Source organism: Vreelandella sp. GE22, assembly GCF_968212445.1.
This window is the reverse complement of sequence record NZ_OZ309110.1, coordinates 2,624,440-2,649,331: the sequence shown is the minus strand read 5'-3', so window position 1 is coordinate 2,649,331 and position 24,892 is coordinate 2,624,440. Positions and strand designations below refer to the sequence as shown.

The 24,892-nt window shown below is 63.0% G+C and carries 20 protein-coding genes; 14 read left to right on the top strand and 6 right to left on the bottom strand.

The genetic code is table 11. The features are described 5' to 3' along the window. Nucleotides 1–272 precede the first annotated feature (272 nt). From ACWHRL_RS12450 to ACWHRL_RS12410, 9 genes are all read left to right on the top strand, one after another. Entirely contained in the window at nucleotides 273–656 is a 384-nt protein-coding gene (locus ACWHRL_RS12450; protein WP_447893906.1) for a hypothetical protein, read from the top strand. A 79-nt stretch (nucleotides 657–735) separates the two neighbouring features. Further along, nucleotides 736–1,209 (top strand): GNAT family N-acetyltransferase, encoded by a 474-nt coding sequence (locus ACWHRL_RS12445; RefSeq protein ID WP_447893905.1) that lies wholly within the window; start codon nucleotides 736–738, stop codon nucleotides 1,207–1,209. 305 nt (nucleotides 1,210–1,514) lie between these two features. Beyond that, nucleotides 1,515–1,991, top strand: a complete 477-nt coding sequence (locus ACWHRL_RS12440; RefSeq protein WP_447893904.1) for a nuclear transport factor 2 family protein — start codon at nucleotides 1,515–1,517, stop codon at nucleotides 1,989–1,991. Nucleotides 1,992–2,151: 160 nt separating this feature from the next. After that, nucleotides 2,152–2,880, top strand: a complete 729-nt coding sequence (locus ACWHRL_RS12435) for a DUF1963 domain-containing protein (RefSeq protein ID WP_447893903.1) — start codon at nucleotides 2,152–2,154, stop codon at nucleotides 2,878–2,880. 67 nt (nucleotides 2,881–2,947) lie between these two features. After that, the gene (locus ACWHRL_RS12430) at nucleotides 2,948–3,445 is read left to right on the top strand and encodes a GNAT family N-acetyltransferase (RefSeq protein ID WP_447893902.1); all 498 of its coding nucleotides are present in this window, start codon (nucleotides 2,948–2,950) and stop codon (nucleotides 3,443–3,445) included. Further along, entirely contained in the window at nucleotides 3,442–4,353 is a 912-nt protein-coding gene (locus ACWHRL_RS12425) for a LysR family transcriptional regulator (RefSeq protein ID WP_447893901.1), read from the top strand. Before ACWHRL_RS12430 ends, ACWHRL_RS12425 begins: the two co-directional genes overlap by 4 nt. Before the next feature lie 139 nt (nucleotides 4,354–4,492). Continuing rightward, nucleotides 4,493–4,720: a hypothetical protein gene (locus ACWHRL_RS12420; RefSeq protein WP_447529449.1), complete on the top strand. Its 228-nt coding sequence runs from the start codon at nucleotides 4,493–4,495 to the stop codon at nucleotides 4,718–4,720. Further along, a complete protein-coding gene (locus ACWHRL_RS12415) occupies nucleotides 4,713–6,200 on the top strand; it encodes a sodium:solute symporter family protein (RefSeq protein WP_447529448.1) in 1,488 nt (495 codons plus the stop codon). Before ACWHRL_RS12420 ends, ACWHRL_RS12415 begins: the two co-directional genes overlap by 8 nt. Before the next feature lie 71 nt (nucleotides 6,201–6,271). Beyond that, nucleotides 6,272–7,576 carry a DUF2252 family protein gene (locus ACWHRL_RS12410; RefSeq protein ID WP_447893900.1) on the top strand — a complete coding sequence of 435 codons (1,305 nt, stop codon included), beginning with the start codon at nucleotides 6,272–6,274 and terminating at the stop codon, nucleotides 7,574–7,576. An 85-nt stretch (nucleotides 7,577–7,661) separates the two neighbouring features. On the opposite strand, the gene ACWHRL_RS12405 is transcribed toward ACWHRL_RS12410, so the two are convergent. Both ACWHRL_RS12405 and ACWHRL_RS12400 read right to left on the bottom strand, forming a co-directional pair. Beyond that, nucleotides 7,662–8,723 carry an SPFH domain-containing protein gene (locus ACWHRL_RS12405; RefSeq protein ID WP_447529446.1) on the bottom strand — a complete coding sequence of 354 codons (1,062 nt, stop codon included), beginning with the start codon at nucleotides 8,721–8,723 and terminating at the stop codon, nucleotides 7,662–7,664. A 2-nt stretch (nucleotides 8,724–8,725) separates the two neighbouring features. After that, nucleotides 8,726–9,220: a nodulation efficiency, NfeD-like protein gene (locus tag ACWHRL_RS12400; RefSeq protein ID WP_447893899.1), complete on the bottom strand. Its 495-nt coding sequence runs from the start codon at nucleotides 9,218–9,220 to the stop codon at nucleotides 8,726–8,728. A gap of 146 nt (nucleotides 9,221–9,366) precedes the next feature. Between ACWHRL_RS12400 and ACWHRL_RS12395 the strand changes: the two genes are divergently transcribed. Beyond that, nucleotides 9,367–10,086: a trimeric intracellular cation channel family protein gene (locus ACWHRL_RS12395; protein ID WP_447893898.1), complete on the top strand. Its 720-nt coding sequence runs from the start codon at nucleotides 9,367–9,369 to the stop codon at nucleotides 10,084–10,086. A gap of 7 nt (nucleotides 10,087–10,093) precedes the next feature. Here ACWHRL_RS12395 and ACWHRL_RS12390 read toward each other — a convergent pair whose 3' ends face one another. Further along, the gene (locus tag ACWHRL_RS12390) at nucleotides 10,094–12,913 is read right to left on the bottom strand and encodes a hypothetical protein (RefSeq protein WP_447893897.1); all 2,820 of its coding nucleotides are present in this window, start codon (nucleotides 12,911–12,913) and stop codon (nucleotides 10,094–10,096) included. Between the two features lie 209 nt (nucleotides 12,914–13,122). Between ACWHRL_RS12390 and ACWHRL_RS12385 the strand changes: the two genes are divergently transcribed. After that, complete coding sequence (locus tag ACWHRL_RS12385) at nucleotides 13,123–13,830, top strand: DUF3581 family protein (protein ID WP_447893896.1); 708 nt, start codon at nucleotides 13,123–13,125, stop codon at nucleotides 13,828–13,830. A 20-nt stretch (nucleotides 13,831–13,850) separates the two neighbouring features. Here the strand turns inward: ACWHRL_RS12385 and ACWHRL_RS12380 are convergent, their stop codons facing one another. From ACWHRL_RS12380 to ACWHRL_RS12370, 3 genes are read right to left on the bottom strand one after another with little or no spacing between them, the layout of a single operon-like run. Further along, nucleotides 13,851–14,714: a transglutaminase family protein gene (locus ACWHRL_RS12380; RefSeq protein ID WP_447893895.1), complete on the bottom strand. Its 864-nt coding sequence runs from the start codon at nucleotides 14,712–14,714 to the stop codon at nucleotides 13,851–13,853. Next, the gene (locus tag ACWHRL_RS12375) at nucleotides 14,711–17,098 is read right to left on the bottom strand and encodes a circularly permuted type 2 ATP-grasp protein (protein ID WP_447893894.1); all 2,388 of its coding nucleotides are present in this window, start codon (nucleotides 17,096–17,098) and stop codon (nucleotides 14,711–14,713) included. Before ACWHRL_RS12375 ends, ACWHRL_RS12380 begins: the two co-directional genes overlap by 4 nt. Before the next feature lie 33 nt (nucleotides 17,099–17,131). Then, on the bottom strand, nucleotides 17,132–20,359 hold the full coding sequence (locus ACWHRL_RS12370) for a transglutaminase family protein (protein WP_447893893.1): 3,228 nt from the start codon (nucleotides 20,357–20,359) through the stop codon (nucleotides 17,132–17,134). Nucleotides 20,360–20,619: 260 nt separating this feature from the next. Here ACWHRL_RS12370 and ACWHRL_RS12365 point away from each other — a divergent pair, with 260 nt between their 5' ends. The 3 genes from ACWHRL_RS12365 to ACWHRL_RS12355 all read left to right on the top strand — a co-directional run bounded on the left by ACWHRL_RS12365 (nucleotide 20,620) and on the right by ACWHRL_RS12355 (nucleotide 24,889). Further along, nucleotides 20,620–22,128 carry a circularly permuted type 2 ATP-grasp protein gene (locus ACWHRL_RS12365; RefSeq protein WP_447529438.1) on the top strand — a complete coding sequence of 503 codons (1,509 nt, stop codon included), beginning with the start codon at nucleotides 20,620–20,622 and terminating at the stop codon, nucleotides 22,126–22,128. Next, the gene (locus ACWHRL_RS12360) at nucleotides 22,109–23,110 is read left to right on the top strand and encodes an alpha-E domain-containing protein (protein WP_447893892.1); all 1,002 of its coding nucleotides are present in this window, start codon (nucleotides 22,109–22,111) and stop codon (nucleotides 23,108–23,110) included. Before ACWHRL_RS12365 ends, ACWHRL_RS12360 begins: the two co-directional genes overlap by 20 nt. 279 nt (nucleotides 23,111–23,389) lie before the next feature. Beyond that, entirely contained in the window at nucleotides 23,390–24,889 is a 1,500-nt protein-coding gene (locus ACWHRL_RS12355; RefSeq protein ID WP_447529436.1) for a CoA-acylating methylmalonate-semialdehyde dehydrogenase, read from the top strand. Nucleotides 24,890–24,892: the final 3 nt, after the last annotated feature.

Sequence of the window (24,892 nt, the reverse complement as noted above, 5' to 3'; positions counted from 1 at the left end):
GTAGGGCTACTCCAGAGCATCGTGAGCAGAAGAAGGGGCAGAATGCGGAACGCCGTAGCGCACGTCGGGGGAAGGATCATGAAACTCCCATGAAGGTTAATCCAACGCTTGCAGGTCAGGAGTAACCTCGCGCGGCGTTGATATCGTCGTTCAATAGATAAAATGTTAACGATAATTGATATTAATGAAAGAATAACGGCCCGCGCTCGCAAGCTCAGGTCATCCGGTTCGAATGAGTACGTTCAAAGGCGAATGATCAAAAGAGTCCTCCCATGGTAGATATCGCAGCGTTTTTAGGTTTTCTGATTTTTACCCCCGGCATCATGCGAAATTTGTACGCCGAGTCCGTGATGTACGATGAGTTCGGCCGACAAAAAACGCTTTTGCCGCTTTTGGTACTGCTGCCTGTTGCGCCACTTCTGTTGGTTGGCCTAACGATCATGGTGAGCGTCTGGGCGGGGATTGTCGTAGCTGGCCTTTGCTTTTTGCTGGTGTTGCTCATGGCGCGTAAAGACGTCGCCGTCTTTGATACCTCCGGCACGAGTCGCACCGACAAGGCAAAGAACGCCGCACACATGGCTTTCGGTGCCGCTTTGGCGGGCCTGCTTTATGTTGCGTTATATGCGCTTTATCCGTTGACCGTAGGGAACTGGTGACAAGTAGATAGTCAGCGTCGTGCGCGTTGTTACTATACTGCGACGTATTTGTCCGATCACCCTTTAGAGAGAGGCTTCTGTGTCGCTGGAATTCAATTGGTCGCGTTTCAATGAACTCGATGTCCGTGCCTTTTACACGATCGCCCGCGCGCGTGAGGCAGTATTCGTGGTCGAGCAGGCCTGCGCCTATCAGGAGATCGACGCGCTGGACCCGCTGGCGTGGCATCTACGCGCTACCGTCGAAGGGGAGCTTGCCGCCTATATTCGCTTGGTGGGGCCAGGGGATAAATTCGCCGAGCCTTCGATCGGGCGGGTGATGACCGTCCAGGCGTATCGCGGGCGGGAATACGGCCGTGCGCTGATGGTGGAGGCGATTCGCTTTACCGAGCAGATGTTTCCCGGGCAGGGTATTCGTATCGGCGCCCAGGTCTATTTGACCGCGTTCTACGAGTCCCTTGGCTTTGCGCCGGTTGGGGCGCCCTTCGATGAGGACGGCATCCCGCATATCGAGATGGTGAAGCCTGCGCCCGGCTACTCTGATAACGGTACCTGACCACGCTTTTACCGAGAGCGAGTACGACGCCGTTTACCGCGCCATGTTCGAGCGCCGTGACCCGCGCTCGCAGTTTCTCTTTGAGCCCCCACTTTGCCATTGATCTAGCGGTCATACCGTGTCGCAGAGTGGTTCGATATTTCTTGAAAAACGCCAGCAGGCGGGAGACCTTGAGTGGGCCTTCTTGTCGCCCTCGGCAGAGTTCGAACCCGGCGAGCGCACCGGCCGGGCAAGGACGAGCTGGAAAAACCCGAGCATATCCGTTAACGCTTCACCGTTGGCTACTGATAAAAAAGAACATCATCATGTTACTCAAGAAAAGCGTGTTACCCGCCGCGGCGTTGTTACTATCGACTGCCCTTTTAAACGGCGCGGCGTTTGCCCAAACCAGTGAGCGCGACCTGGCGGCCGAGGAGGCCAACCGCGAGCTGGTCGTCGAGTTCTACGAGCGCTTCTTCAACGACCACGAAACCGACGAGGCGTCAGAGGTCGTGGCCGACGACTACATCCAGCACAACCCCGGCGTACCGGATGGCAAGGAGCCCTTCGTCTCCTACTTCTCGGAGTTCTTCGAAGAGAACCCGGATTCCTATGCGGATATCACCCGCAGCGCCACCGACGGTGATCTGGTCTGGCTGCACGTACACTCCACCAACGGTGAGGACGACCCGGGCGAAGCCGTGGTCGATATCTTCCGCGTGGAAGACGGCATGATCGTCGAGCATTGGGACGTTATCCAAATCGTGCCGGAAGAATCCGCCAACGAGAACACCATGTTCTAAGCGAGCGCTAACGTACCGCTTGTTGATGCAAGAGTGTGAAGCCGGGCGACTGCCCGGCTTTTTGCGTTTCAAGGGGGCAAGTCCCGGCCGCTCGGACCGAGTCGCTTATCGCCTGGCGGGTTTTAGGTTAGAGTCGTCCAATCGATATCAGGAGCCGCCCATGCAAGAACGTCTCGACGCTCTGCTCGCCCCGCTGATCAGGGACGTACAGGTACTGACGCCCCAAGCCGACCCGGCCATGGCGGGGCCTACGCTTGCGAGCAAGTTCGGCGGCGTGCCCTACGCCGAGACGGGCACCGAGTGGCCGACGTGTGGTCTCTGTGAGCAGCCGCTTTCGTTCATCCTGCAGATGCATGATGCGTCGGCGAACGCTTTGTTCGTCTTCTATTACTGCTTTTACTGCCTGCCCTTCGGGGACGACCCGCGCGACCGCGCGCTCTGGCACGCGCAGTGGTTCCAGGCGCCCGCAAGCGACAGGCAGATCCTCCTCGAGCGCCCCTGTGCCGATAATGACGCGACCACGCCGTGTCGGATCACCACGCACTCGGCGCGGGTACTGCCGGACTGGGAGGGGGTCGATACCCACTCACCACAGGCCGAAGCGCTTTGCGGCGAGCTCGACCCGGGAAGCCCTTGGCAGGCGCTGTTTGATGCCACGACGCGGGCGGGCTGTCTCGATGAGCTGAAGAGCTGGCAAGGCGGCTACCCGCACTACCTGCAGGGCGAACACGTGCCAGACTGCCCGCACTGCCAAGCCCCCATGACGTTCCTGGTGCAGATCGACTCTGAGGAGGAGGCGAACCTTGACTGGGGAGCGGTGGGACTTGTTTACCTCTTTTACTGCGAGCGGCACCCGCAAATCTTCGAGTTCGTTCGGCAGAATACGTGAGCCGGGAACGTGTCTTCCACAAGCGACTTTTCACAAACAACTTCCCCCGAGGCAACCAGGACGACCCATGCAGGATATCTCGATCGAGCGGATGTTCGCCGATAGCGGCCATGTGCCCATCGTCGCCCGGTGGACGTTTGACACCTGGGGGCAGCAGCTGCATCCGGAGCGCACGTTTGCCGAGGCGCTCGAAGAGACGCGCCAAGAGTGCGGCAAGTGCGGCGTACCGTCGCTGTTCGTGGCGCTGAAAAGCGGCGTGGCGGTAGGCACCGCCAGCCTGATTGCCGACGATGTAACAAGCAGGCCGGAGCTTACGCCTTGGCTTGCCTCGGTGTACGTGTTACCCGAGTGGCGTGGGCGCGGGATTGCTTCGCGCCTGGTTCAACGCGTGGAGCGCGAAGCGCGTGAAAACGCTATCGCGCGCTTTTATCTTTATACGCCGGATCAGCAGGCGCTCTACCAACGTCTGGGTTGGCAGGAAATCGAGCGAATCGCCTATGCCGGGGAGAAGGTGACGATCATGACGCGCCCGTTGACGGTTGAAAACAGTGAGGAAACGTCATGATCAGCGGCCGCGCGCTGCACTATTTCGATACCGTGGCCCGCTGTCGTTCGCTGCGCCAAGCGGCGGCTCGGCTCAATATCGCGCCGACGGCCATCAGCCGCCAGATCGATATGCTAGAGCAGGAACTGGGTGCGCCCCTTTTAGAGCGCGGCCCTGGCGGCATCCATCTGACCGAGGCAGGCGAGCTGCTCGCCGCCCAGGCTCGGCATACCCTCCGCGATATGGAACGCGTCCATGAGCATATCGCCGACTTGCAGGGCCGGCGTACCGGGCGTGTTCGCCTGGTTGCCGCCGAAGGCGTGGTGGCCGGGCTATTGGCACCTACCCTGGCCGACATGGGGCGGCGCTACCCGGGGCTACGTTTCGATATCGACATTACCAGCGCCGGGCAGGTCGTCGAGCATCTCCGTCTGGGTGCCGCGGATATCGGGCTTTCGTTTTTCACACCGCGCCACGACGATATCGTCGTTCTGGAAAGCACGCGGCTCGAGCATCACGCCGTCATGGCGGCAGATCACCCTTTGGCAAGTGCCCGTGAAGTGTCGCTCCGGGCGTTGGCCGGGCACCGCATCATTTTGCCCGGCGAGACGTTCGGCGCCCGCCAGGCCTTCGAGCGCAGCGCCCACCGAGCGGGCATTCAGCTTTTGCCATCGTTCGATACCGCCTCGCTTGAAACCCAGAAAGCGCTGGCGCTGAACGGGGCGGGGGTGCTGATTTTGCCGCCCATGACGGTGGCCCGCGAGTGTCAGCGCGGCGAACTCGTCAGCGTACCGCTAGGGCCCAACGAGCTGGAGCCCGCCCGTATGGATCTATGCATCTATCGTCACCGCACGCAAAGCGTCGCGGTGGACACCTGCCTCGCCCTTCTAACCGACTCCCTCCAAGCTCTAAACGCCGCATTAGACTAATAGCGCACACAAAAAGTGGACACACGCTTATAAAAATTGAAATATTAGGTGCACTGGTGTGCGCCTGTGTGTCCAGGGCGCTGCTTGCCATCTCATAAGTCATCAACGCTGACGCAATAGCGACATCAGGGGAACCGTTATGCGACGTTCGTTCGTCTTGCCCACCTCCCGTGCCGGGTGGGGGCTTTTGATCGCCTTTATCGTTTTAGTGCTGGCCGGTATTTGGCCCGTGATCGGTCTGGTCAACCAAGCGCTACTGGTAGGGGGGCTGCCGCTTTTGATCGTGTGGAGCTACGGGGTCATCTTCGCCTGCGTAGGTGTGATGCTTGTAGGCAACCGGATCGTCGAGAGGGACGGCCATGAATAGCCTCTGGCCGCTGGTCATTACGCTTGGGTACGTCGCCATCGCCATGACGATCGGCTTGAAGGCCCGCGCCGGGCACCGTATGGATACCCTCGAGCAGTGGGGCGTGGCCGGGCGTAGCATGGGCCCTGTCACGCTTTATCTATTGATCGCGGCGGGCAGCGTGAGCGCCTACACCTTCATGGGCGCGCCGGGCTGGGCCTACTCGAAGGGCGTGGCGGTGTTTTATGTCGCGATTTATCTGGCGTATCTGGCGCTGGTGGCTTGGTACTTCGGTCCAAAAGTGTGGCAGTTCGGCGAACAGTTTGGCCACGTGACCCAGGCAAGCGCCATTGCGGATCGCTACCAGAGCCCGGCGCTGGGCGCTTTGGCCGCGCTGGTCATGGCGGTGGGATCTGTCGCCTACGCGGTGCTGCAAACCGTGGGCTCGGCCTACATTTTGTTCGTTATGAGCGGCGGGGCCATACCGGTCTGGCTGGGCGTGATCATCGTGCTTGCCTGCATCGCGGTGTATCTCTATGTCAGCGGCCAGCGTGCCATCGGCCGGACCAGCGCCTTTCAGGGCGCGCTCATGCTGGTGGTGGCTTGGGCGGTCGGGCTATGGGCGGTACACAGTGCGACCGGTGGTTTGAATTTTGCCGATGTGTTCGAGCGTATTCAGACGGATCACGGCGCGTTTCTCACGCTACCCGGCGCCGGTGGCGACATGAGCTTCAGCTTCTGGACCACCTCGATCATCGTTTCGATGTTTTCGTTCATGCCCCCGGTGTGGACCCAGTGGATGTGCGCGTCATCGGCGCGCACGATTCGGCGAAGCGCCACTTGGCTGCCTACCTACTACGTGGTGATCCTGCCCATGGTGGTGGTCGGCTTCATCGGTATCTACTCGCTGCCGGATCTGGCCCGGGCCGACACCGTGGTGCTGGAGTACGCCATGGCGCATCTACCGGTGGTGCTGGTCGGGCTTCTGGGTGCCGGCACGCTGGCCGCCTCGATGTCCTCGAGCGAGCCGTTCATCCACTCGGTGGCGCTCTCGACTACCAAGGATGTGCTGCAGCCGCTTTTCAAACTCTCGGACGCCTTCACGGCGAAACTTGCCCGCTGGCTGGTGCTGCCGGTGATGGCGCTGGTGATCGCGCCGCTAGCGATTGCCGAGCCGGGCAGCCTGGTAATGATTTTGCTCGTGGGCCTGGGCTTTGCGTCCCAAGTGCTGCCGGCGTTCATCGGCATGTTCTTCTGGCCGCGAGCCTCGAAGCTCGGCGTCATGGCGGGGATTTTGGCGGGGTTCGTCATCACGGTGGCGTTCACGACGCTTTGGTCGCATCCGCTGGGGATTCACGCCGGATTCTGGGGCTTGATGCTCAATCTGCCGGTGTTCGTGGCGGTCTCGCTTGTCACACCGGCGGTCGAGGCGAGCGTGGTCGAGCGGTTTTTCCGCATCGCCGCGCCCCGGGGCTTTCGGCAAGGCAGGTCACTGTCTTAATCCTTTAATGAAAAAAGGCGAGGATGGTGGGTCAGCATGTATCGACAACGTCCACCCAATAAGGCAGTGCCATGAGCCAACGGCTAGCCGGGCGCAATCGCCCTCAACAGGTCATCGGAGCGCTTTATGGCGCCAATGAAGCGCTTTCCAGCGCACAGCGTCAGACCCAATTCGCCCAAATGGCGGCATCGCCGGCGCGGTTTTTTGATGCCGCGGACGTCCTTTACTGGCAGGACGTGTGGAGCGACTGGCGCTTTACACTATTCGGCGGCTGGCCGGCAACGCAAACCTGGCTGCACGGCGACGCTCAGCTTTGCCGCTTTGCTGCATCGGCCTACCCTGGCGAGCCTGTCCGGTTTGGGCTGCAGGGCGTGGACCGGGCCCTGATCGGCGACTACCAATTCGATCTCTGGCGCCTGGCCACCAGCCTGGTGCTGGAAGCGCGGGAAAACGCCGGGCTCTCCGCCAAGGCCGTCGACCAGGCATTGAATGAGCTCGCCACGGGCTATCTTGAAGCCTTGAGCGCGCACCGTGAGGGTAAAACCCTCAAGGCGGGCGGGTTGAAAAGCGCCAAGGGCCCGCTCAAGGATTTTCTCGGCAAGGTGGCGGACAAGCAGCACCCTCAGCGCTCGTTGGAAAAATGGACCGAGCTTACGGATACCAAAGGGCGCCAGTTCGCTGCGCGGCCGGGCAAGCTTGCCAACTTGCCGGCGGACGTTGCCAGCAAGCTCAAGCGCATCATCGAAAACGAGTATCAGCAAACCCTGCAAGCCAGCGCTAAAGAGGGGGATGGGAACCACTTTCGGGTGAAGGACACCGCCCGGCGGCTAAACGCCTCGGGGCTCGAGCACTACTACGTGCTGCTGGAGGGCGGAGGCGATGGCCAGCACGACGATGTGCTGATCGAGGTCAAGGAGCAGCGCCCGCCCCAGGCGTATCACCTGCTGGGCAAGGCCGACCAGCAGGGCTGGCGAAAGCTCTTCCCCAACGAGGGGCTGCGCCACGCCGCCGCCTTTCACGCCCTGGCCGCCCACGACGATGCGTATTTGGGCTGGCTGACGCTAAACGACCGGGTGTTTGGTGTGCGCCGCATGCCCGGCTTTGCCAAACGTCTGCCTGCCAAAAAGCTCAAGGGGGCCAAGGTGTATCGCAAGCTTGCGCGCCAGTGGGGCGAAATTCTCGCCGCCGGGCACGTACAGGGGGCCAAAGCGCTGGCGCGAGGGGAGGAGGGCTTCGCCGATGCGGTGTATCAGCGTATCGAAGGGCACGAAGCCGCGTTTATCGACAGCGTGTCGCGCTTTGCCAAAGGGTACGCCGACTGCGTCGAGCAGGATTACCGGCTATTTATCGAACACTTCATGACAAGCGCTAGCTGACCAGGATAGCCGGCATAAAAAAAGCCGAGCATTGAGGCTCGGCTTTTCGACAAGGCGCTTTTAGTAGAACCTGCGCCCGGGCGCTTTACTGGCCGGCGGCGCCACCCACCACACCGCTTTGAAACGCACTTTGGCGCTCGGCTCGGGTGAAATCGCTGTTTCGCAGGTGGCTTTTCACGGTGTCTTCCGGGGAGCCCGCCATTTCGCGGAACATGCCCATCGAGCCCAGCAGCGCCGAGGACTCGTAGGGTACGAACACCCGCTCGCCGTCCTTGGCCATGTTGGGCAGCACCTTGATGTAGCTCTGGCCCAACAGATACCCCACCACGGTGCGCTTGTCGTCGTCGCTTTCGCCGATGGCGTTGAGCACCAGCTTGATGGACTCCTGCTCGCCCTGGGCGCGCAGAATCGCCGACTGCTTATCGCCTTCGGCGTTGAGGATGGCGGATTCACGCTGACCCTGGGCCATGGCGATCGCCGCGGACTTCTCGCCCTCGGCCTCGGTCACCGTGGCCCGGCGCTTACGCTCGGCGGCCATTTGCAAGCGCATGGCGGTTTCGACCTCGTCGGGCATGGCGATATCCTGCACTTCGACCCGCGAGATCTTCACGCCCCACTTGGAGGCGGGCTCTTCCATCGCGGCCTGAATTTCATTGTTCACCTCGGCGCGGGACTCGAACAGCTTGTCGAGCTCCATCTTGCCCACCACCGAGCGCAGCGTCGTCTTGGCGAGTACCTCGACGGCCTGGCTCATGTTCGCCACCTCGTACACCGCTCGCTTGGGGTCGATGATCTGGAAGTAGAGCGCGCCATTGATGCGCACCGTGACGTTATCCGTGGTCACTACCGGCTGACCCGGAAAGTCCATGACCGTTTCGCGGCGGTCGATACGCGTCTCGTCGGTGGTGATCGCCTGGTACTCTTCACCGAGCTTGCGATAGCGCAGCATGGTGATCGCCCGGGGCTGCTCGATGAATGGGATGATGATGTTGATCCCGCTTTCCAGCACGCGGTTGAACGAGCCAAGGCGCTCGACCACCATGACTTCGGACTGGCGAACGATCACCAAGCCTTTGGCGATGATCGCGATACCGATCACGACGATAATAAGGCTTATGATCAAGCCCGGGCTGATAGGTAGATCCATGGTCAGGGTTCCTCGTGGTTGGCGTTGTCCGGGGGATAGGAGGGTTCGGGTGGGGGTGTAAGCACGACAAGGGCGGTGGTGCCTTCGAAGCGTTTGAAGATCACGGGTGACCCGGCGGGAAGTTCGGTTTCGCCGCTTTCGAGCACGCGCAGGCGGTAAAAATCGCCGTTGACCTTGATGCCCGTGGCGTTATCGTAATCGCGCTTCAACGTGGTGTAGCGGTTGCCTTTTTCCACGCCGGTGCCGGTCGTGCCGTAAGCCACGCCCCGGGGTGAAAAGCGTGGGCGTATGACCATGATGGCTATGGGCACCAGCAGGCCGGCAAATATGCCCATGCTGACGAGCTGCCAGGGGAAGGTAAGGCCCAACAGGGTGACCATCGCCGTCAACGCGGCGGCCACGCCCAGCGCCAGCAGCAGCATTGCGCCGGAGGCAAGCTCGGCCAGGCTAAGCAGCAGGGCCAGCACCAGCCAGCCGTAGGCGGGGTTCCACTCCATAGACGTTCCTCCTTCTTTAAGGCGCCGGTTCAAACCGCCGACAAATGGCGCTCGCGCGTAGGTTAAAATGCGCGTTAGTGCTAGCTTACCGCAATAAAAGCCGCCGCGCGCCCTGTTTGGGTGCGCGCAATCACGAGGAGAGTCACGTGTCGGGAGTGGTGTACTGGCTTGATATGGCCGGGGTTATCGTCTTTGCGCTGTCCGGGGTCGTGCTGGCCTGTCGTTCGCGAATGGACCCGTTCGGTATGCTGGTGCTGGCAGCGGTGACCGGCATCGGCGGGGGCACGCTGCGCGATCTGGTGCTCGGTATTCACCCGGTTTTCTGGGTGAGCGACCCGACCTATCTGTGGGTCATCCTGGCGACCGTCGGTGTATCGCTTTTGGGCTTTCACTACATGCATCGTCTTTCGCGGCGTTTCCTGCCCGTCGCGGACGCCTTCGGCTTGGCGCTTTTCGTGGTGATCGGCACGCACAAGGCACTTTTTTTAGGGTTTTCGGGCGTGGTGGCGGTGGTCATGGGCATCATGACCGGCGTGGCCGGGGGCATGCTGCGCGACCTGCTCGCCCAGCGCGTGCCGATGGTGCTGCGCGAGGAAATCTACGCCACCGCCGCCATGGCCGGCGCCATCGTCTATGCGGGGCTCTACACGCTGGCCGCGCCGCTTTCTATCACCATCGCCGCCTCGCTGGCGGTCACGTTGGGCCTTCGCCTGGCCGCCATTCGCTGGCACCTGGCGCTGCCGCAGTTTGCCTGGGTCAACGTGGCACCCAAAGCGGATGACAGCGGCGCGCCCCTGTCGACCCCGCAAAAGGCCCGGGAGCGAGTACGCATGATTCGCCGGGAGCGCCCTGAGCACAAGCGCTAACCCGCTGTTACGGGCGCGGCTGGCGTCTGGCCTGGCGCCAGCGGTCGAACCAGCGCCTGGGCTGCAAAAGGCGCAGGCTGGGTTCGCTCTCCACCAGCTCGACGCCCAGGCCAAGCGCGCCCAGCCGGACATAGAGGCCGCCGCTGACGCTTTTTTGCTCGAGGATGATATCCGAAAGCATTAGCAGCGGCCCGCCGCGCAGGGAGATCCCGTGAAGTGCGATACGCTCGCCGCTCATCTCAAGCTGCGCCTCGCCTTCGATGCCGCGCACGTCGAGCAGCCGGCCCAACCAGTCGTTTTGCCGCGCGCGGGTCAAAAAGAGCCGCGCTAGCAGGCCGGAGTCGCGCATGGAAAGGCGCAGCGAACTCTTCAGATGAATGGGCTCGCCCCAGGTGAGCGCGGCATCGGTCATCGCCAGGCGCACCCACCAGCCGGCGTCCTGGGCGCCTTGCTCGCTGAGCCGGAACACGTTTTCGAGCTTGACGGAGGAGTCGCTTGCGCGAAAACGCCGGCTTTGCCAGTCGCCTTCGCTAAGCGCCAGGTGAAGCTCGATGTCGCCGCGTAGGCGCTGCTCGAGAAGGGCAAGCTCGGTTTCGAAGGCGCGCAGCGTGATCTCACCTTCGGCCTGGTAGCCGGTCAGGCGCCACTCGCTTTCAAGGCTTGCCTGGCCGCCCAACAGCGCAAAACCGTCGGTATCCGGTAGGTAGTCGCCGTAGCGGGTGATGTCCGGCACCTCGACCACCGGCAGGGCAATGCGCGTCGTGAAGTGTTCCGGGGAAGGTGACTGCCGGGCTTGGCGAAAGTGTGCGGTTTGGGTGGTCAGCGCCAAATGGCGCCCGGCGAGTGCTGCGCGGTCGTCGCCTTCGCGCAGCAGCGTGAATTGGGGAATGCCCAGCGTCAGCGAGGCGTCGTCGGCGCTGGTGATCTCGGCGGTCAGCTCGCCGCGGCCGGCGGCCACGTAGTCCAGAAAGTGCGCTTCTAAAGCGTTGGCATTGACGCGCAGCCGAGTGGGGGCGAGCAGCTCAGCACCACGAAACGCGCCATCCAGAAAGAGCTCGCCGCGCCCGGCCAGCGCCAGGCCGTGGCCCTCGGGCAAAAAGGCGTTCAAAAAGCCGAGCTGCTGAACGCCGCCTTGCAGGTTGAACCGCCCCGCGGTAACGCCGCCTTGGCGCTGAAAACGCCCCTGGCGTAGCCGCAGCGCGCTCTCCAGGCGCTCCTCCGGGGCGTCGGCGCTTCCCACCTGCCAGCGAAGCGAGGAGCCGCTCAAATCGAAGGTTTCACCGTCGAGCGAGGCGCTGGCGATCGTGAGCGCAAGCTCGGCGTCGCTTGTCAGCGTGCGCGGTTGGGTGTCATCGGCCAGGCGGGTGACCCAGCGTTCGCCGGCAAGCGTGACTTCGCCGCTCAACAGGGCGTTGTCGATCGAGAGCGCACCCTGGCTGCGGGCCTGGCCGCTGACGAGGGCAAGCGCGCCAGGCGCTGGCAGCGCGGCGTCAAGGTAGGGGGTGAGCGCGGCAATGCTTGGCAGGCGCGCGTTTTGCCACGCAAGGTTGGCACTAACGTGCTCCAGCCCCACGTCGTCCAGCGGGCTTTCAAGGTCCAACGCTATCTCGGCATCCGCCAGCAGGGTGCGCTCGTGATGGGTCAGGATGGCCTTATCGAGGACGAGCCGCGCTTTTAGCGGCGCATGGGGCAGACGCTCGGCGGTAAGGACGCCGTCGCCTCGGGCCTGAAACGCCTGGTAGGCGACGCTTAGCGCCTGGGCCTCGATGCGGATCTCGCCCCGGTGAAGCGCGGCGTCCTGCACCTCTGCGTAGGCGCGCAGCCGCCCCTGGCCGGTAAAGGCCAGCGGCGCGGGGGCGGCGGCGCTTGCGTAGCGGTCGAGCATATTGAGCCGCGTGACGCGGCCTTCGAGTTCGAGTGTGGCGCCGCTAGGGGGCGCGAGCCGGTCGATGCGCCGATTGGGTATCGAGGTCGCCACGCTTAGCGCGGTATCGGTGGCATAAGGGGCGCTGTCGGCCAGCACGACGTCCTCGAGTGTGGCCAAAAAGTGAAGCTTGCTATCGTCCACCCCCAGGCGTACCTGGCCGTTTCCCGTGGCGCTTTGTATGGCCTCGCTTTGCGACTGGGCCACATCGAGCAGTGGCGCGGTATCCACGCTAAAGCGAAGCGCTGGCGCGCTCAGAACCAGCTCGCTTTGCTCGGTGAGCACGCCGTTCTCGAGGCCAAGCGAGGCCTCGAGGGCGCCGCTGCCGGAAAGCCCAAGCCAGGGAAGTGCCTCTAGGTAGGGCATGAAGACATCCCAGGCATCGGCGCTGGCCGAGGCGTCCAGCCGCGCTGAAAGCGCCTCGAGCAGGGCAGGAGTGAGGGTTTGCGGCTCATCAAGGCGGGTGACGACGGGGGCCAACGTGGCCCGGGCATTCAGTTGGATGTCGCGGGCGAGTATTGCGCCATCGCTTGGGCGCAAAAGGCGGCCTTGCGTGACGGCTAGCATGAGGTCACTGGCTGCCGGCGTGTCGCCGCTTAGCTCGCTGTCTCGCAGGTGGAGCTCGCCTTCGGCTTCCAGGGCGATATCGCCTACCTGAAAGCGGCGTATGCCCTCGGCGTCCAGGGCGTGAATGTGCAGCGCGCCGCGTAATAGCGCCAGCAAAGAGAGCGAAAGGGTAGCGCGTTCGGCCTCGAGGCTAACGGGAAGCGCTTGGTCCTGGCGGGTCAGGGTGAGGTTTTCGACCTCCCACTGGCCCGGGTGGGGGCTCGTTGCGCGCTGCCACTGAATGTCGACGCCGTCGAGGTTCGAGAGCTTACCGGCCATCCATTGGCTGTTGAGCACCAGGGTCGTGGCAAGCCACCAGGTAACAGAAAGTACGAAGGCGCTGATTAGGACTATAATCAGTGCCAGTAGCCATCGCGAGTAAGGAGCGGTTTTGCGGGACGATCGGCTTTTGATAATGGCTCCTTTCGGCGCATGTTTTATGGCATTATGCGCGACAAGGGACTGAGATGGGTTTTCGATTTCAACGCTAGGCAGGCAGCAAAGCCATGTTCAAGGATTTTTACACGCAGCGCGGGGACTATGTGGTGATCTCCGCCGAGCAGGCCAGCCGTTTCGCCAAAGGCGTCGCCGGCGATTACAACCCTATCCATAATCCGGATGCGCGGCGCTTCTGCGTGCCCGGTGACCTGCTATTCACACTCGTTTTAGCCAGGTTTGGATTATCGCGCCACATGGAATTTCGCTTCACCAACATGGTCGCGGCACAGACACCGCTCAAGTTTTGCGAAGCCGACGATGGCCAGATCCACGTATGCGACGACACGGGCAAGTGCTACCTGCACGTTACCCGCCAGGGCGATGTCACCTTCGAGCCGGACGTGGTCGAAGGCTTCGCGCGCTGCTACGTGGCGTTTTCGGGAAAGAACTTCCCGCACTACTTGAAGCCGCTGATGGAAGAGCATGGCGTCATGTTCAACCCTAAACGCCCGCTGGTGATCTACGACAGCATGGGCTTCTCGCTGGCGCGTCTGGACGGTTTTACGCCCAACCTGGCGCTGACCGACTCGTCGCTCTGCGTTCAGGGCAAGCGCGCCGAAGCGCTATTGGAGTTTGCCATCGAATCCCAGGGGGAGTCGGTCGGGGTCGGGTCCAAAAAGCTCGTGGTCAGCGGGCTTTGTGACTACGACGACGACCAGATGTCGGCCATCGTCGACGAGTTCTACCGGCTGAAAGCGGCCTACGAGGCCGCCTGAGCCGCCAGGTGGGCGGGTGTCTAGCCTAGCGGCAGCACGTCCACCTCGACCTCCACGTGGTGGCCGCCACCGCCATTCATCACCCCCTTCAGCGGGGCGACATCGAAGTAATCGCGCCCCCATCCCACCACCGGGTGGCGCTCACCGGCAAACGTCCCGTTGGTCGGGTCCAGTGCCAGCCACCCCCACTGGGGAATCCACAGCGCAAGCCAGGCGTGGGAGGCATCCGCCCCCACCAGCCGGGGCTGGCCCGGTGGCGGCTCGGTCTCCAGGTAACCGCTCACGTAACGCGCGGCCAACCCGATCGAGCGCAGCGCACCGATCATCAAGTGGGCAAAGTCCTGACACACCCCGCGGTGGCTGGCCAATACCTCGTTGATTGGCGTAGCCAGTGTCGTGAAGCTGGGGTCGTACTCGAAGTGCTCATATACGTAGCCATTGAGCGCTATGGCCGCGTCGATGAGCCCGCGACCGGGCGTAAAGCACTGCCGGGCGAAATCGCCAAGCTCGCGATTTCGCCGCACGAAGGGCGAGTCCAGTCGGTAAAGTTCGGTCTCGAAGCGCGGGGTGGTCTTCAAAAGCTCGGCGGTGTGCTCCCAGCTCGCCGAGGCGGCGGGTAGCGCGTTCATTGCCCGTGTTTTGATCGGCGTGGTCACCGTCACATCGAGGGTTTGATGAAGTGCTTCCACCGCGAAATAGAGCACCCGGTTACCGAAGACGTCGCGGCGTTCGGCCTGGTGGTGGGGCGTGGGTGTAATGGCAAGCGTCGAGGCGCCGCACTGCTGGTGAGGCGTTTTGCGCGGTAGCATCCGTGCTTCGCTATGGCACAGCGTGACCGGCGCGCTGTAGTGATAGCGCGTGGTGTGGCGCAGGGTGTACTTCATTCGTCGCGCTCCATGCTGACCAGCTGGCGGGCGCGTTCCACGTGACTGAAGTGGCTATGGCTGATCGCATCGGAGAGGGCGTTGAGCGGCGTCAGCAGTTCGTCGAGCAATTGCCCAAGCGCCTGCTGCGCCTCCGGGGTATCGCTTAGGTGGCTTAGACGGTCGATGTCGGCCAGGTGCAGGGCGGCGTTGGCCTGGATCAGCAGGCGGCGCTCGGCGTTGCGGTAGGGGGTGTCGCTACCCGGCAGGCGCTCGACCTGTTTATTGAGCCGCTTGAGCATGAAGCCCACCGAGCGGGGGTTGGTTTCATCGAACAACAAAAGGTCGATGATGGCCGCCGGGTGGAGTTCGCTGCGGTAGCGCCGCCGGTAGGCGGTGAAGTTGTCGGTGGTGGCCAGCACCACTTCCCACATCGCCAGGCGGCGCTCAGGCTGGGCATTGAGGGTGAGCTTCAAAAGCCCTAAAAGGCCCAGCGCGCGGTCCAGAAAGCGGCCGATGTCCAAAAATCGCCAGCCGTAGTGGTGGGGCATGGTTTCGTTGCAAAGCCCGAAAAAAGCCGCCAGTTGGGCAAAGACGCTTTCGCAGGCGCGCCGCGCGCCGCGGGTATCAAGGCTTGGATGCAGCGTATCGAGCTGGTGGCGAAGCTGGTGAATAACGCGCCAGGAGTCGTCGCCCAGGTGGTCGCGCACGCTTTGCGCGTTGTGCAAAAGCTGCGAGAAAAGCGGCTGCAGCGCGCGGTGATCATTGCTGTCGAACTGGACCAGCAGCGCCGTCTGCTTGGCCAAAAAGCCGGCCGGCCGGGTAGAGCCCTGCGCTTCTGGCTTGTCGCAAAGGTCGAGCGCTTGCAAAAGCTCGTCCAGGACCTGGTCGGCAATGGCGTCCTGGTCGTACTCCATTAGTCGCAACAGCGCCTCGCGCAAAAGCCGCGCGCGGCTATCCAGGCGTTCGCCGTAGCGGCCCAACCAGTAAAGGCTTTCCGCCACGCGGCTGGGCAGGTCTTCGTTGTCGCGGGTGACCACGATGGGCCCGCGGGCCTGCTTGAGCTGGCTTACGTGGGGCTGGGCGCTGGCCGCGGTCACCCATACATCTTTCACCACCGGGCTTTCGAGCGACGGCGCGCCCGGCGCGCCCTGCCAGCAAAGCCCGCCGGGCATGACCTGGTACTCCTCGCGGGGGGCGCCGGTGGCCGTCGCACTTCTAGGCGTGCGGGCCACGAAGCAGCGCAGGTTGAACGTGGCCGGGCCGAGGGTTTTGAGCTTTTCATCGAATACCGGCAGCGTTGCCGAGGCGGTCTGCGCATCGGCGGCGGCCAGCAATAGAGGCTCCCCCAGAAGGTGCTCGCAAAGCGCCGGCAGGTAATCGGCCAGCGCGCCGTTTTCGAGTACCCCAACGCCGAGGGCGTTTGAAACCGCCACTCCTTGGGTGCGCGCGGTTTGTAAAAGCCCGGGCACGCCGATGCCGGAACCGTCGTCGAGCTCCAGCGGGTCGCACTCGGCGTCGCGGCAGTAGCGCAGTACCACGTCGACAGGCTTTAGCCCGCCCAGGGTACGTAGCCAGAGCTGGCCGTCCCGTACTACCAAATCCTGGCCCTTGACCAGCGCGATGTTGAGGTAGTTGGCAAGGTAGGCGTGCTCGAAGTAGCGCGAGCTTTGCGGGCCCGGCGTCAGTAGGACCACGGTGGGGTTATCGCGATGCTGGTAGGCCAGCACGGTGAGCGTTCGGTGATGGGCATCCAGAAAGCTCGCGAGGCGTTTTAGCGGTGCGTTGCGATACATCTGCGGCAGCGCCCGACCCATCAAAATACGGTTTTCCAGCGCGAAGCCGGTGCCCGAAGGCGTTTGCAGGCGGTCACTCACCACCCGCCAGTGGCCTTCGCTGTCCAGAATGACGTTGACGCCGTGATAGTCGATCGGCGCCCGCCCGCCGGGCTGAGCGCCATGGCAGGGCAGCAGGTAATCCGGTGAAGCCAGTAGTGCCTGAATTGGCAACAGCCCGGCGTCGAACAGGCGCCGCGCGCCGTAAATATCGTTGTAGATCGCGTTGAACAGACGGCTTCGCTGAACGAGCCCCGCCTCGAGCGCCTGCCACTGGGCCTGGTCGATCACCCAGGGCAGCGGGTCGAGCCGCCAGGCGCGGCGCTGACTCTCGTCGTGCATGTTGAAGATCACGCCGTTTTCAGCCAGCAGCGCCTGGATATCCTCCTGTTGGCGGTAGCGGCCCTGCTCGCCGAGCGCGTCGAGGCAATCGAGCAGTTCCTGCCAGCCGGGGCGCAGCTGGCCCTTTTGATCCAGCATGGCGTCAAAAGCCGCGGGCGCTGTGTTGCCTGGCCGTTCAAGATATCCCTCGACCAGCCCGGCGGGCGATGATGTAACAGAGGCCGTCATACAAGGGTTCCTAAAAGGGGGCATGGTAACCCGTTACTGGGGAGCCCGGCGTAAATCCAGCGTCAACGGAAACTCCATGCTGGGCATCTCCATCGCGGGCATTTGAAAGCCTTGCCGATGACCGCTTGCGCTAAACCGGCCGAGCCGGCGCGCTTCGGCTTCGAAAGCGTTGACCGGGAAGGTCTCGAAATTGCGCCCGGTAGGGCGCGCCACGTAGTAGGTGCAGCCCGCGACCGAGCGCTCGTTCCAGGTGTCGATCACGTCGAATATCAGCGGCGCCTGGGCGGGGGTATGCGGGTGCAGCGCCGAGGGCGGCTGCCAGGCACGGTAGCGCACGCCGGCGACTGCTTCGCCGCTGCGCCCGGTGGCTTTCAGCGGCAGGCGACGACCGTTGCAGGTCACGATATAGCGCTCGCCACTCATGCCGCTTACCCGGACCTCCAGGCGCTCGACCGGGGAGCCTGCGTAGCGCGCGGTAGCGTCGGCGAAGGCAACGTCGCGCGGCACGTGCCAGGGCTCGATCGCCTGGCGCAGCTCGATATCCAGCGCCGCCGTATGCAGGCGGCCGTGCACCGGAAAGCGGAATTCGCGGAAGGGTTCGAACCATTCGAGCTTGAAGTCGAAACCGTGGCGGCGAAGATCGTCCAGCACGTCGTTCAGGTCTTCCCACAGATAGTGGGGCAGAGCCCAGCGGTCCTGTAGCGCGCTTCCCCAGCGCACCGGTTTGGCGCGGTAAGGTGCTTTCCAGAACCTGGCCACCAGCGCGCGGATCAACAGCATCTGCATCAGGGCCATACGCGCGTGGGGCGCCATTTCGAAGCCGCGAAGCTTTAAAAGCCCTTGCGGTTTGCTATCGCTATCCGGTGGGTAAAGCTGGTCGATGCAGAGCTCGGCGCGTTGGGGGTTGCCGGTCGAGTCGGTCAACAGATGGCGCAGCAGGCCCTCGGCACGCCAGGGTTCTGCCGCGTCGTCCTGGGGGATCTGTTGAAGGGCGATTTCCAGCTCGTAAAGCGCTTCGAAGCGCGCCTCATCCACCCGCGGGGCCTGGCTTTCCGGGCCGGTAAAAAGCCCGGAGAATAGATACGAAAGACTCGGGTGGTGCTGCCAAAACGTGATCATGCTTGCCAGCAGTTGCGGGCGGCGTAAAAACGGCGAATCCTCTGGGGTGAGGCCGCCAAGGGTTACGTGATAGCCGCTGCCCGTGCCGGTGTGGCGGCCGTCGAGCATGAATTTTTCGGTACCCAGTCGCGCCTGGCGGGCCTGCTCGTAAATCCCCTCGGTTTGCGCCACCAACGTTTGCCAGCTAACCGCGGGCGGAACGTCGACCTCGATCACCCCGGGCTCCGGGGTGAGTAAAAAGCGTTCAAGGCGCGGGTCGTCAGGCGGGGCGTAGCCTTCGATCATCACCGGGCAGCCAATCTCCCGGGCACACTCTTCGATGCTTTCGAGCAACGCCAAAAAGTGCTCCAACTGGGTCAGCGGCGGTAAAAAGATGCACAGGCGCCCGTCGCGCGCCTCGATGCAAAGGCTCGTATGCACCAGGCTTTCGTCCCGCGCCTGCCCGGTGCTGGGCTGGCGCTGCATCGATTCGTCTTGCGCCGAGTGCGGGGTCGCGTAAGCAGGGCGCTCGGCGGCCCAGGGCTTGGCCGGCTGCGCCAGGCGCAGGCCCATGGGCGAGCCGCCCGGCGCCAGGTAGAGGTGGTCGCGCTCGAGCGGCCAGCGTCCGGTTTCCCAACGGTGGCCTTGGGCAGTGGCGTGACGCAGGGGCAGGACGTAGCCGACGACCGCCTCCAGCCCACGCTCCAGAAGCCTTGCCAGGCGGTGCCGCTCGACAGCATCGGTTGGATCGATGTCGCGCGGGTCGACATCGGCGGGTAGCGTTTGCGCTTTCCAACGGTAATAGACGGCGTCCTCGAAGGCCGGCATCCAGAAGCGCGCCTCGACCCCCAACTGCTCGGCAAGCGCGTGGGTAAAGCTTTTGGCCAGCAGGTCGTTGGCGTATACCCTGGGCGCGTCTTGTGTTGCGGCCAACCACTTTGGGTCGCGCCAGAGGGCCACGCCGTCCTTGCGCCAGTAACAGGCCTGCACCCAGCGGGGCAGCGCCTCGCCGGCGTGCCATTCGCCTTGCTGCTGCAAAACGCCGCCGCTTGCGAAGGCGTTTTGCAACCGGTTCAAAAGCACCTCGGCGCGCTCGCGCTTGTGCGTGCCCAGGGGCTCGGTATTCCACTGCGGGCTTTCGATGTCGTCGACCGACACGAAAGTGGGCTGGCCGCCCAGGGTCAGGCGAACGTCCTCGCGGTGGAGGGCGTCATCCACTTGGTCACCGAGGGCGAGAATCTGCGTCCACTGCGCCTCGGAATAGGGGCGGGTGACCCGGGCGTCTTCGTGGATACGCTCGACGCTCATCGTGACATCGAAGCTGACCTCGCATTTTTCCGAGAACCCAGTAATCGCCGCCGCGCTTCCCGTGGTTGGCGTGGCGGCCAGCGGAATGTGCCCCTCACCGGCAAATAGCCCCGAGGTCGGGTCGAGCCCCACCCAGCCCGCACCGGGCAAAAATACTTCGGTCCAGGCGTGCAGGTCGGTAAAGTCGGTTTCGGTGCCGCTCGGGCCGTCCAGCGCCTTGATGTCCGGGGCGAGCTGAATCAGATAGCCGGAGACAAAGCGCGCCGCCAATCCCAGATGACGGAAAATTTGTACCAGCAGCCAGGCGCTGTCGCGGCATGACCCGCTGCCAAGGGTCAGCGTCTCTTCGCAGCCCTGCACGCCGGGCTCCATGCGCACTCTGTAGCTGATGTCACTCTGCAGACGCTGGTTGATCGCGACGAGAAAATCCACGCAGGCCGCAGGCGTTTTGTCCACCTGGGCCAGCCACTCGGTGAGTCGCGGGCCTGGGGATTCCACCTCGAGGTAGGGGCTCAGCTCGCGCGCAAGCGCTTGTGGGTAGACGAACGGCAGGGTCTGGGCGATATCGTCGAGAAAAAAGTCGAACGGGTTGATCACCGTCATGGGGACGATGAGTTCGACGGCAATGGTGAGCTCGTTGCGCGGAGTGGGGAAGACGATGCGCGCGTTGAAATTGCCAAACGGGTCCTGCTGCCAATTGACGAAGTGGTCGTTGCCGGAAATATCGAGCGAGTAGGACTCGATATGGGTACGGCAGTGCGGCGCCGGGCGCAGGCGAACCACATGGGCCGATAAATGAACGGCCCGGTCGAATCGATAGGTGGTACGGTGGTGCAAGGCAACGCGAATGGTCATGGGCCACCCTTGAGTTGAGCGGGTATCGGTCAAAAGCCTGGATCGTACCGGCCTGGCAGTGGAGCCTGTCGCTGATTAAAGATGGGTGGGAGTCAGTATCCCCTTAGCTTAGGCACTTTGCAGCAGAATTTGCGTTTAATGAGGGGGATAGTTGAAAAGCGTTTACAGAACGTTACCCAATAACGTGTTTTTACCGCGGATGGGCCTAAACTGAATTGATCGGACCCGCGCGTCCGTCGCCGCGCCAGGAGAGAGCGCCTATGAGCCAAGTGAACTGGAATCAATACGCCTGCCGCGACTACTTTGACGAACTGATCGCCGCCCCGGGTCAACCTCGCGCCTCGGCGCTCGAGCTTTGCAACATGCTGGCCGACTTCAGCGCCGCAGAGCTTGCCGAGCGCAAAACCGCCGCTGAAGTCGCCATTCGCACCATGGGCATTACGTTTACGGTTTACTCCGAAGGCGCCATGATCGACCGGGCCTGGCCTTTCGATATCGTCCCGCGCATCATCTCGGCCCGGGAGTGGCGTAAAACCGAGGCCGGCCTCAAGCAGCGCGTCAAGGCACTGAATCTGTTTATCGACGATCTTTACCACGACCAGAAAGTCGTCAAGGACGGGGTGCTACCCGCTGAGGTGCTGGCGCAATCGGTCAATTTTCGCCCGCAGTGCGTGGGCATTGACCCGCCACACAAGGTGTGGGCGCATATTTGCGGCTCGGACCTGGTACGCGGCGCCGACGGTACCCTGTACGTACTGGAGGACAACCTGCGCATCCCTTCGGGCGTTTCTTACATGCTCGAAAACCGTAACGTCACCAAGCGCGTGCTCCCGGAGCTATTCGCCTCCGGCAAGATTTTGCCCGTGGACGACTACGTGGCCCAGCTTTACGACATGCTGGCGGCGATGTCGCCGCGCCCGGGGGACGACCCTCAGGTGGTCGTGCTCACGCCGGGCATCTACAACTCCGCCTACTTCGAGCACGCCTATCTTGCCCAGCAAATGGGCGTGGAGTTGGTGCAGGGCAGCGACCTGCTCGTTGACGAAAGCGATGTCGTTTACATGCGCACGGTCGAAGGGCGCCGCCGGGTGGACGTGATCTACCGTCGGGTCGATGACGAGTTTCTCGACCCGGAGGTCTTCAACCCGGAATCGAAGCTGGGGGTGGCGGGGCTGATGCGGGCCTGGCGGGCGGGCAACGTGGCGCTGGCCAACGCCCCGGGTGCGGGCGTGGCCGACGACAAGGTGGTGTACGCCTTCGTGCCCGAGCTGATTCGCTACTACCTGGGGGAAGAGCCGCTGCTGCCCAACGTACCGAGTTATCTGTGCATGTTCGAAGAAGACCGGGAGTATGTGCTCTCGCATCTGGACGAACTGGTAGTCAAGCCCGCCAATGAATCCGGCGGCTACGGCATGTTGATCGGCCCGCGCTCCACCAAAGAGACCCGCGAAGAGTTCGCCGACCTGATTCGCGCCAACCCGCGTAACTACATGGCCCAGCCGACCATCGCGCTTTCGACCACGCCAACGCTTGCCGGTGGTTTGCCGCAGCCGCGCCACGTGGACCTGCGCCCCTTCATACTTTCCGGGCCGGACACCTACGTGACCACCGGCGGGCTCACTCGGGTCGCACTGGTGGAAGGGTCGCTGGTGGTGAACTCCTCCCAGGGCGGGGGGAGCAAGGACACCTGGATCGTCGAAGTGGACGAACAGGACGAGGCGAGCGCCGCGCCATCGAAAGGAGAGCGTCATGCTGTCACGGGTCGCTGAGAATCTTTACTGGATGGCGCGCTATATCGAGCGCGCCGAGGACACCGCCAGGCTTTTGAGCGTCAATAGTCACCTGATGCTCGATTTGCCGCACAATCTGCCGCTTGGGTGGGCACCGCTGATCGAAATGACCGGCACGCTCGAAGATTACCAGGCGCGTTTCGATACCTTCGACGAGAAGGGCGTGGTGCATTTTCTGTGCGCCGATATCCAGAACCCAAGCTCGATTCTCGCGGCGCTTGCCAGCGCCCGCGAGAATCTGCGCACCACCCGCGATGTGGTTCCCCGGGAGATATGGGAAGAGGTGAATCATCTCTATTTGAGCGTGGCAGATCACGCCGAAAACGCGGTAAGCCCGCGTCGGCGCGACACCTTCTTGAAAAACGTGATTCGCAGCTGCCAGACCTTGACCGGGCTGATCGAGGGAACGCTGAGCCACGGCCCGGCGCGCACCTTCATCGAGCTTGGTCGCCAGCTCGAGCGGGCCGACATGACCACTCGAATTCTCGATGTGCGCTCGGCGAGTCTTTTGCCGCAAAACCCGGAGGAGCTTTTACCCTTCGAGAACCTGCAGTGGATGAGCGTGCTGAAGTCGCTGACCGCCTATCAGATGTACCGCCAGCAGGTGCGCCTGCGGGTGCGCGGCCCGGACGTGCTGCGCTTTTTGCTCCAGGATACGCACCTGCCGCGGGCGATCGCCTGCAGTCTCGAAATACTCGCCCACGAGCTTCAGTGGCTGCCGCGTCAGGACCGCGTGGTCGCGACGGTATCGATGGTGCGCGCAGATGTCGTCGACGCGGATATCCAGACGCTGGCGCACTCGCCCAGCAAGCTACACGCCTTTGTCGACGAGCTGCAGGTCGGCTTCGCCAAAATCCATCAGACGTTGAGCACCACCTATTTCGTGAATAGCGAAGACGTTCCCCGGGTCACCCAGAGCCAGTCGCAAAGTAGCCATAGCGGGGAGCAGGATAGCGACTAGCCCAGGCTTTGACCGGACACCGGCACCGGCGATGAGCGCGTGCCGGTATGAATGCTTGCCGCGCCCCGGCGGCGCCAAAGCTGCCGGGGCACCCCCCCCAAACGCGCATTAGTGGCACAGCCCCTAAAGCGCCAATTGACGTTTACGTTAACTTGCTGCTATATCTTGGCGGCCATACCCGCCCGGTAGTTGGCGGTAGCATCGGCATAACGATAAAAACGATAACGCTGCCGCGGGCGCCCTCAATAAAGCAATAACAACAGCATCAGGAGAAACGCCGTGGCTCTACGCGAGATTCCGCTTTTTATCGACGGTCAGGCCGTCACCTCGCAAAGCGGGGAGTGGCGCGATGTGATCAACCCGGCCACCCAAGAGGTCGTTGCCCGTGTGCCCTTTTGCACCCCGGAAGAGGTCGAGCGGGCCATTCAAAGCGCCCAGACAGCGTTCAAGCAGTGGCGCAAGGTGCCCTTGAACAAGCGCATGCGCATCATGATGACGTTGGCGGCGTTGATTCGCGAGCACACCGGCGAACTGGCCGCGCTGATTACCGAGGAGCACGGCAAAACCCTGCCGGACGCCGAAGGCGAAGTAGGTCGTGGGCTCGAAGTGGTCGAGCACGCCTGCTCGATCACTTCGCTTCAGCTTGGCGAACTGGCCGAAAACGCGGCCAATGACGTGGATGTGTATACCCTGCACCAGCCCCTGGGCGTTGGTGCGGGCATCACGGCGTTCAATTTTCCGATCATGTTGCCGTGCTTCATGTTTCCGCTGGCGATCGCCACGGGCAATACCTTCGTGTTGAAGCCTTCGGAGCAGGACCCGAGCGCCACCCTGCGCCTGGTCGAACTTGCCCACCAGGCGGGTATTCCGCCCGGTGTATTGAACGTGGTGCACGGGGGCCCGGAGGTCGCCAACCAGTTGGCGGATCACCCGGCCATCAAGGCGCTTTCGTTCATCGGCTCGTCTCACGTGGGGTCGCTTTTGTACCAGCGCGCCGCCGCGGCGGGCAAACGAATGCAGGCGATGATGGGCGCCAAGAATCACTGCGTCGTGATGCCGGATGCCAACCGCAGCCAGGCGATCAACAGCCTCTTGGGCTCGGCCTTTGGCGCGGCGGGCCAGCGCTGTATGGCCAACTCCGTCCTGGTGCTGGTGGGCGAGGCACAAACCTGGCTTGCCGATATCATCCAGGGCGCGCAAAACATGCGCGTGGGCCCCGGCACCCAGCGCGATGCGGACCTGGGTCCGCTGGTTTCCCCTCAGGCCAAAGTGCGGGTGGAAGCGCTCATCGAGCAGGGCGTAAGTGAGGGGGCGACCCTCGAACTCGACGGGCGTGGTTACACGGTCGCGGGCTACCCGGAGGGCAACTTCGTTGGCCCCACGCTTTTCAGTGGCGTGACCCCGACCATGCGCATCTATCAGGAAGAGATATTCGGCCCGGTGCTATGCGTGGTGAACGTGGCGACCCTCGATGAAGCCATTGCATTGATCAACGCTAACCCCAACGGCAACGGCACTTCGATTTTCACCAGCGCCGGGTGGGTGGCCAGGCGCTTCGAGTCTGACATCGACGTGGGCCAGATCGGCATCAACGTGCCCATTCCGGTGCCGGTGGCCTATTTCAGCTTTACCGGCTCGCGCGGCTCCAAACTTGGCGACTTGGGGCCCAACGGCAAGCAAGCGATTACCTTCTGGACGCAGACCAAAACCGTCACCGCCCGCTGGTTCGAGCCGGAAAACGTCTCCGCCGGCATCAACAGCACGATCTCGCTGAGCTAGCGC

Bases quoted from the DNA above. Each gene is read 5' to 3' on its own strand.
- ACWHRL_RS12375 (WP_447893894.1), bottom strand. From the start codon at position 17,098: ATGACGGCCTCTGTTACATCATCGCCCGCCGGGCTGGTCGAGGGATAT.
- ACWHRL_RS12435 (WP_447893903.1), top strand. From the start codon at position 2,152: ATGCAAGAACGTCTCGACGCTCTGCTCGCCCCGCTGATCAGGGACGTA.
- ACWHRL_RS12385 (WP_447893896.1), top strand. From the start codon at position 13,123: ATGTTCAAGGATTTTTACACGCAGCGCGGGGACTATGTGGTGATCTCC.
- ACWHRL_RS12450 (WP_447893906.1), top strand. From the start codon at position 273: ATGGTAGATATCGCAGCGTTTTTAGGTTTTCTGATTTTTACCCCCGGC.
- ACWHRL_RS12370 (WP_447893893.1), bottom strand. From the start codon at position 20,359: ATGACCATTCGCGTTGCCTTGCACCACCGTACCACCTATCGATTCGAC.
- ACWHRL_RS12415 (WP_447529448.1), top strand. From the start codon at position 4,713: ATGAATAGCCTCTGGCCGCTGGTCATTACGCTTGGGTACGTCGCCATC.
- ACWHRL_RS12365 (WP_447529438.1), top strand. From the start codon at position 20,620: ATGAGCCAAGTGAACTGGAATCAATACGCCTGCCGCGACTACTTTGAC.
- ACWHRL_RS12425 (WP_447893901.1), top strand. From the start codon at position 3,442: ATGATCAGCGGCCGCGCGCTGCACTATTTCGATACCGTGGCCCGCTGT.
- ACWHRL_RS12405 (WP_447529446.1), bottom strand. From the start codon at position 8,723: ATGGATCTACCTATCAGCCCGGGCTTGATCATAAGCCTTATTATCGTC.
- ACWHRL_RS12440 (WP_447893904.1), top strand. From the start codon at position 1,515: ATGTTACTCAAGAAAAGCGTGTTACCCGCCGCGGCGTTGTTACTATCG.
- ACWHRL_RS12430 (WP_447893902.1), top strand. From the start codon at position 2,948: ATGCAGGATATCTCGATCGAGCGGATGTTCGCCGATAGCGGCCATGTG.
- ACWHRL_RS12380 (WP_447893895.1), bottom strand. From the start codon at position 14,714: ATGAAGTACACCCTGCGCCACACCACGCGCTATCACTACAGCGCGCCG.
- ACWHRL_RS12400 (WP_447893899.1), bottom strand. From the start codon at position 9,220: ATGGAGTGGAACCCCGCCTACGGCTGGCTGGTGCTGGCCCTGCTGCTT.
- ACWHRL_RS12360 (WP_447893892.1), top strand. From the start codon at position 22,109: ATGCTGTCACGGGTCGCTGAGAATCTTTACTGGATGGCGCGCTATATC.
- ACWHRL_RS12410 (WP_447893900.1), top strand. From the start codon at position 6,272: ATGAGCCAACGGCTAGCCGGGCGCAATCGCCCTCAACAGGTCATCGGA.
- ACWHRL_RS12420 (WP_447529449.1), top strand. From the start codon at position 4,493: ATGCGACGTTCGTTCGTCTTGCCCACCTCCCGTGCCGGGTGGGGGCTT.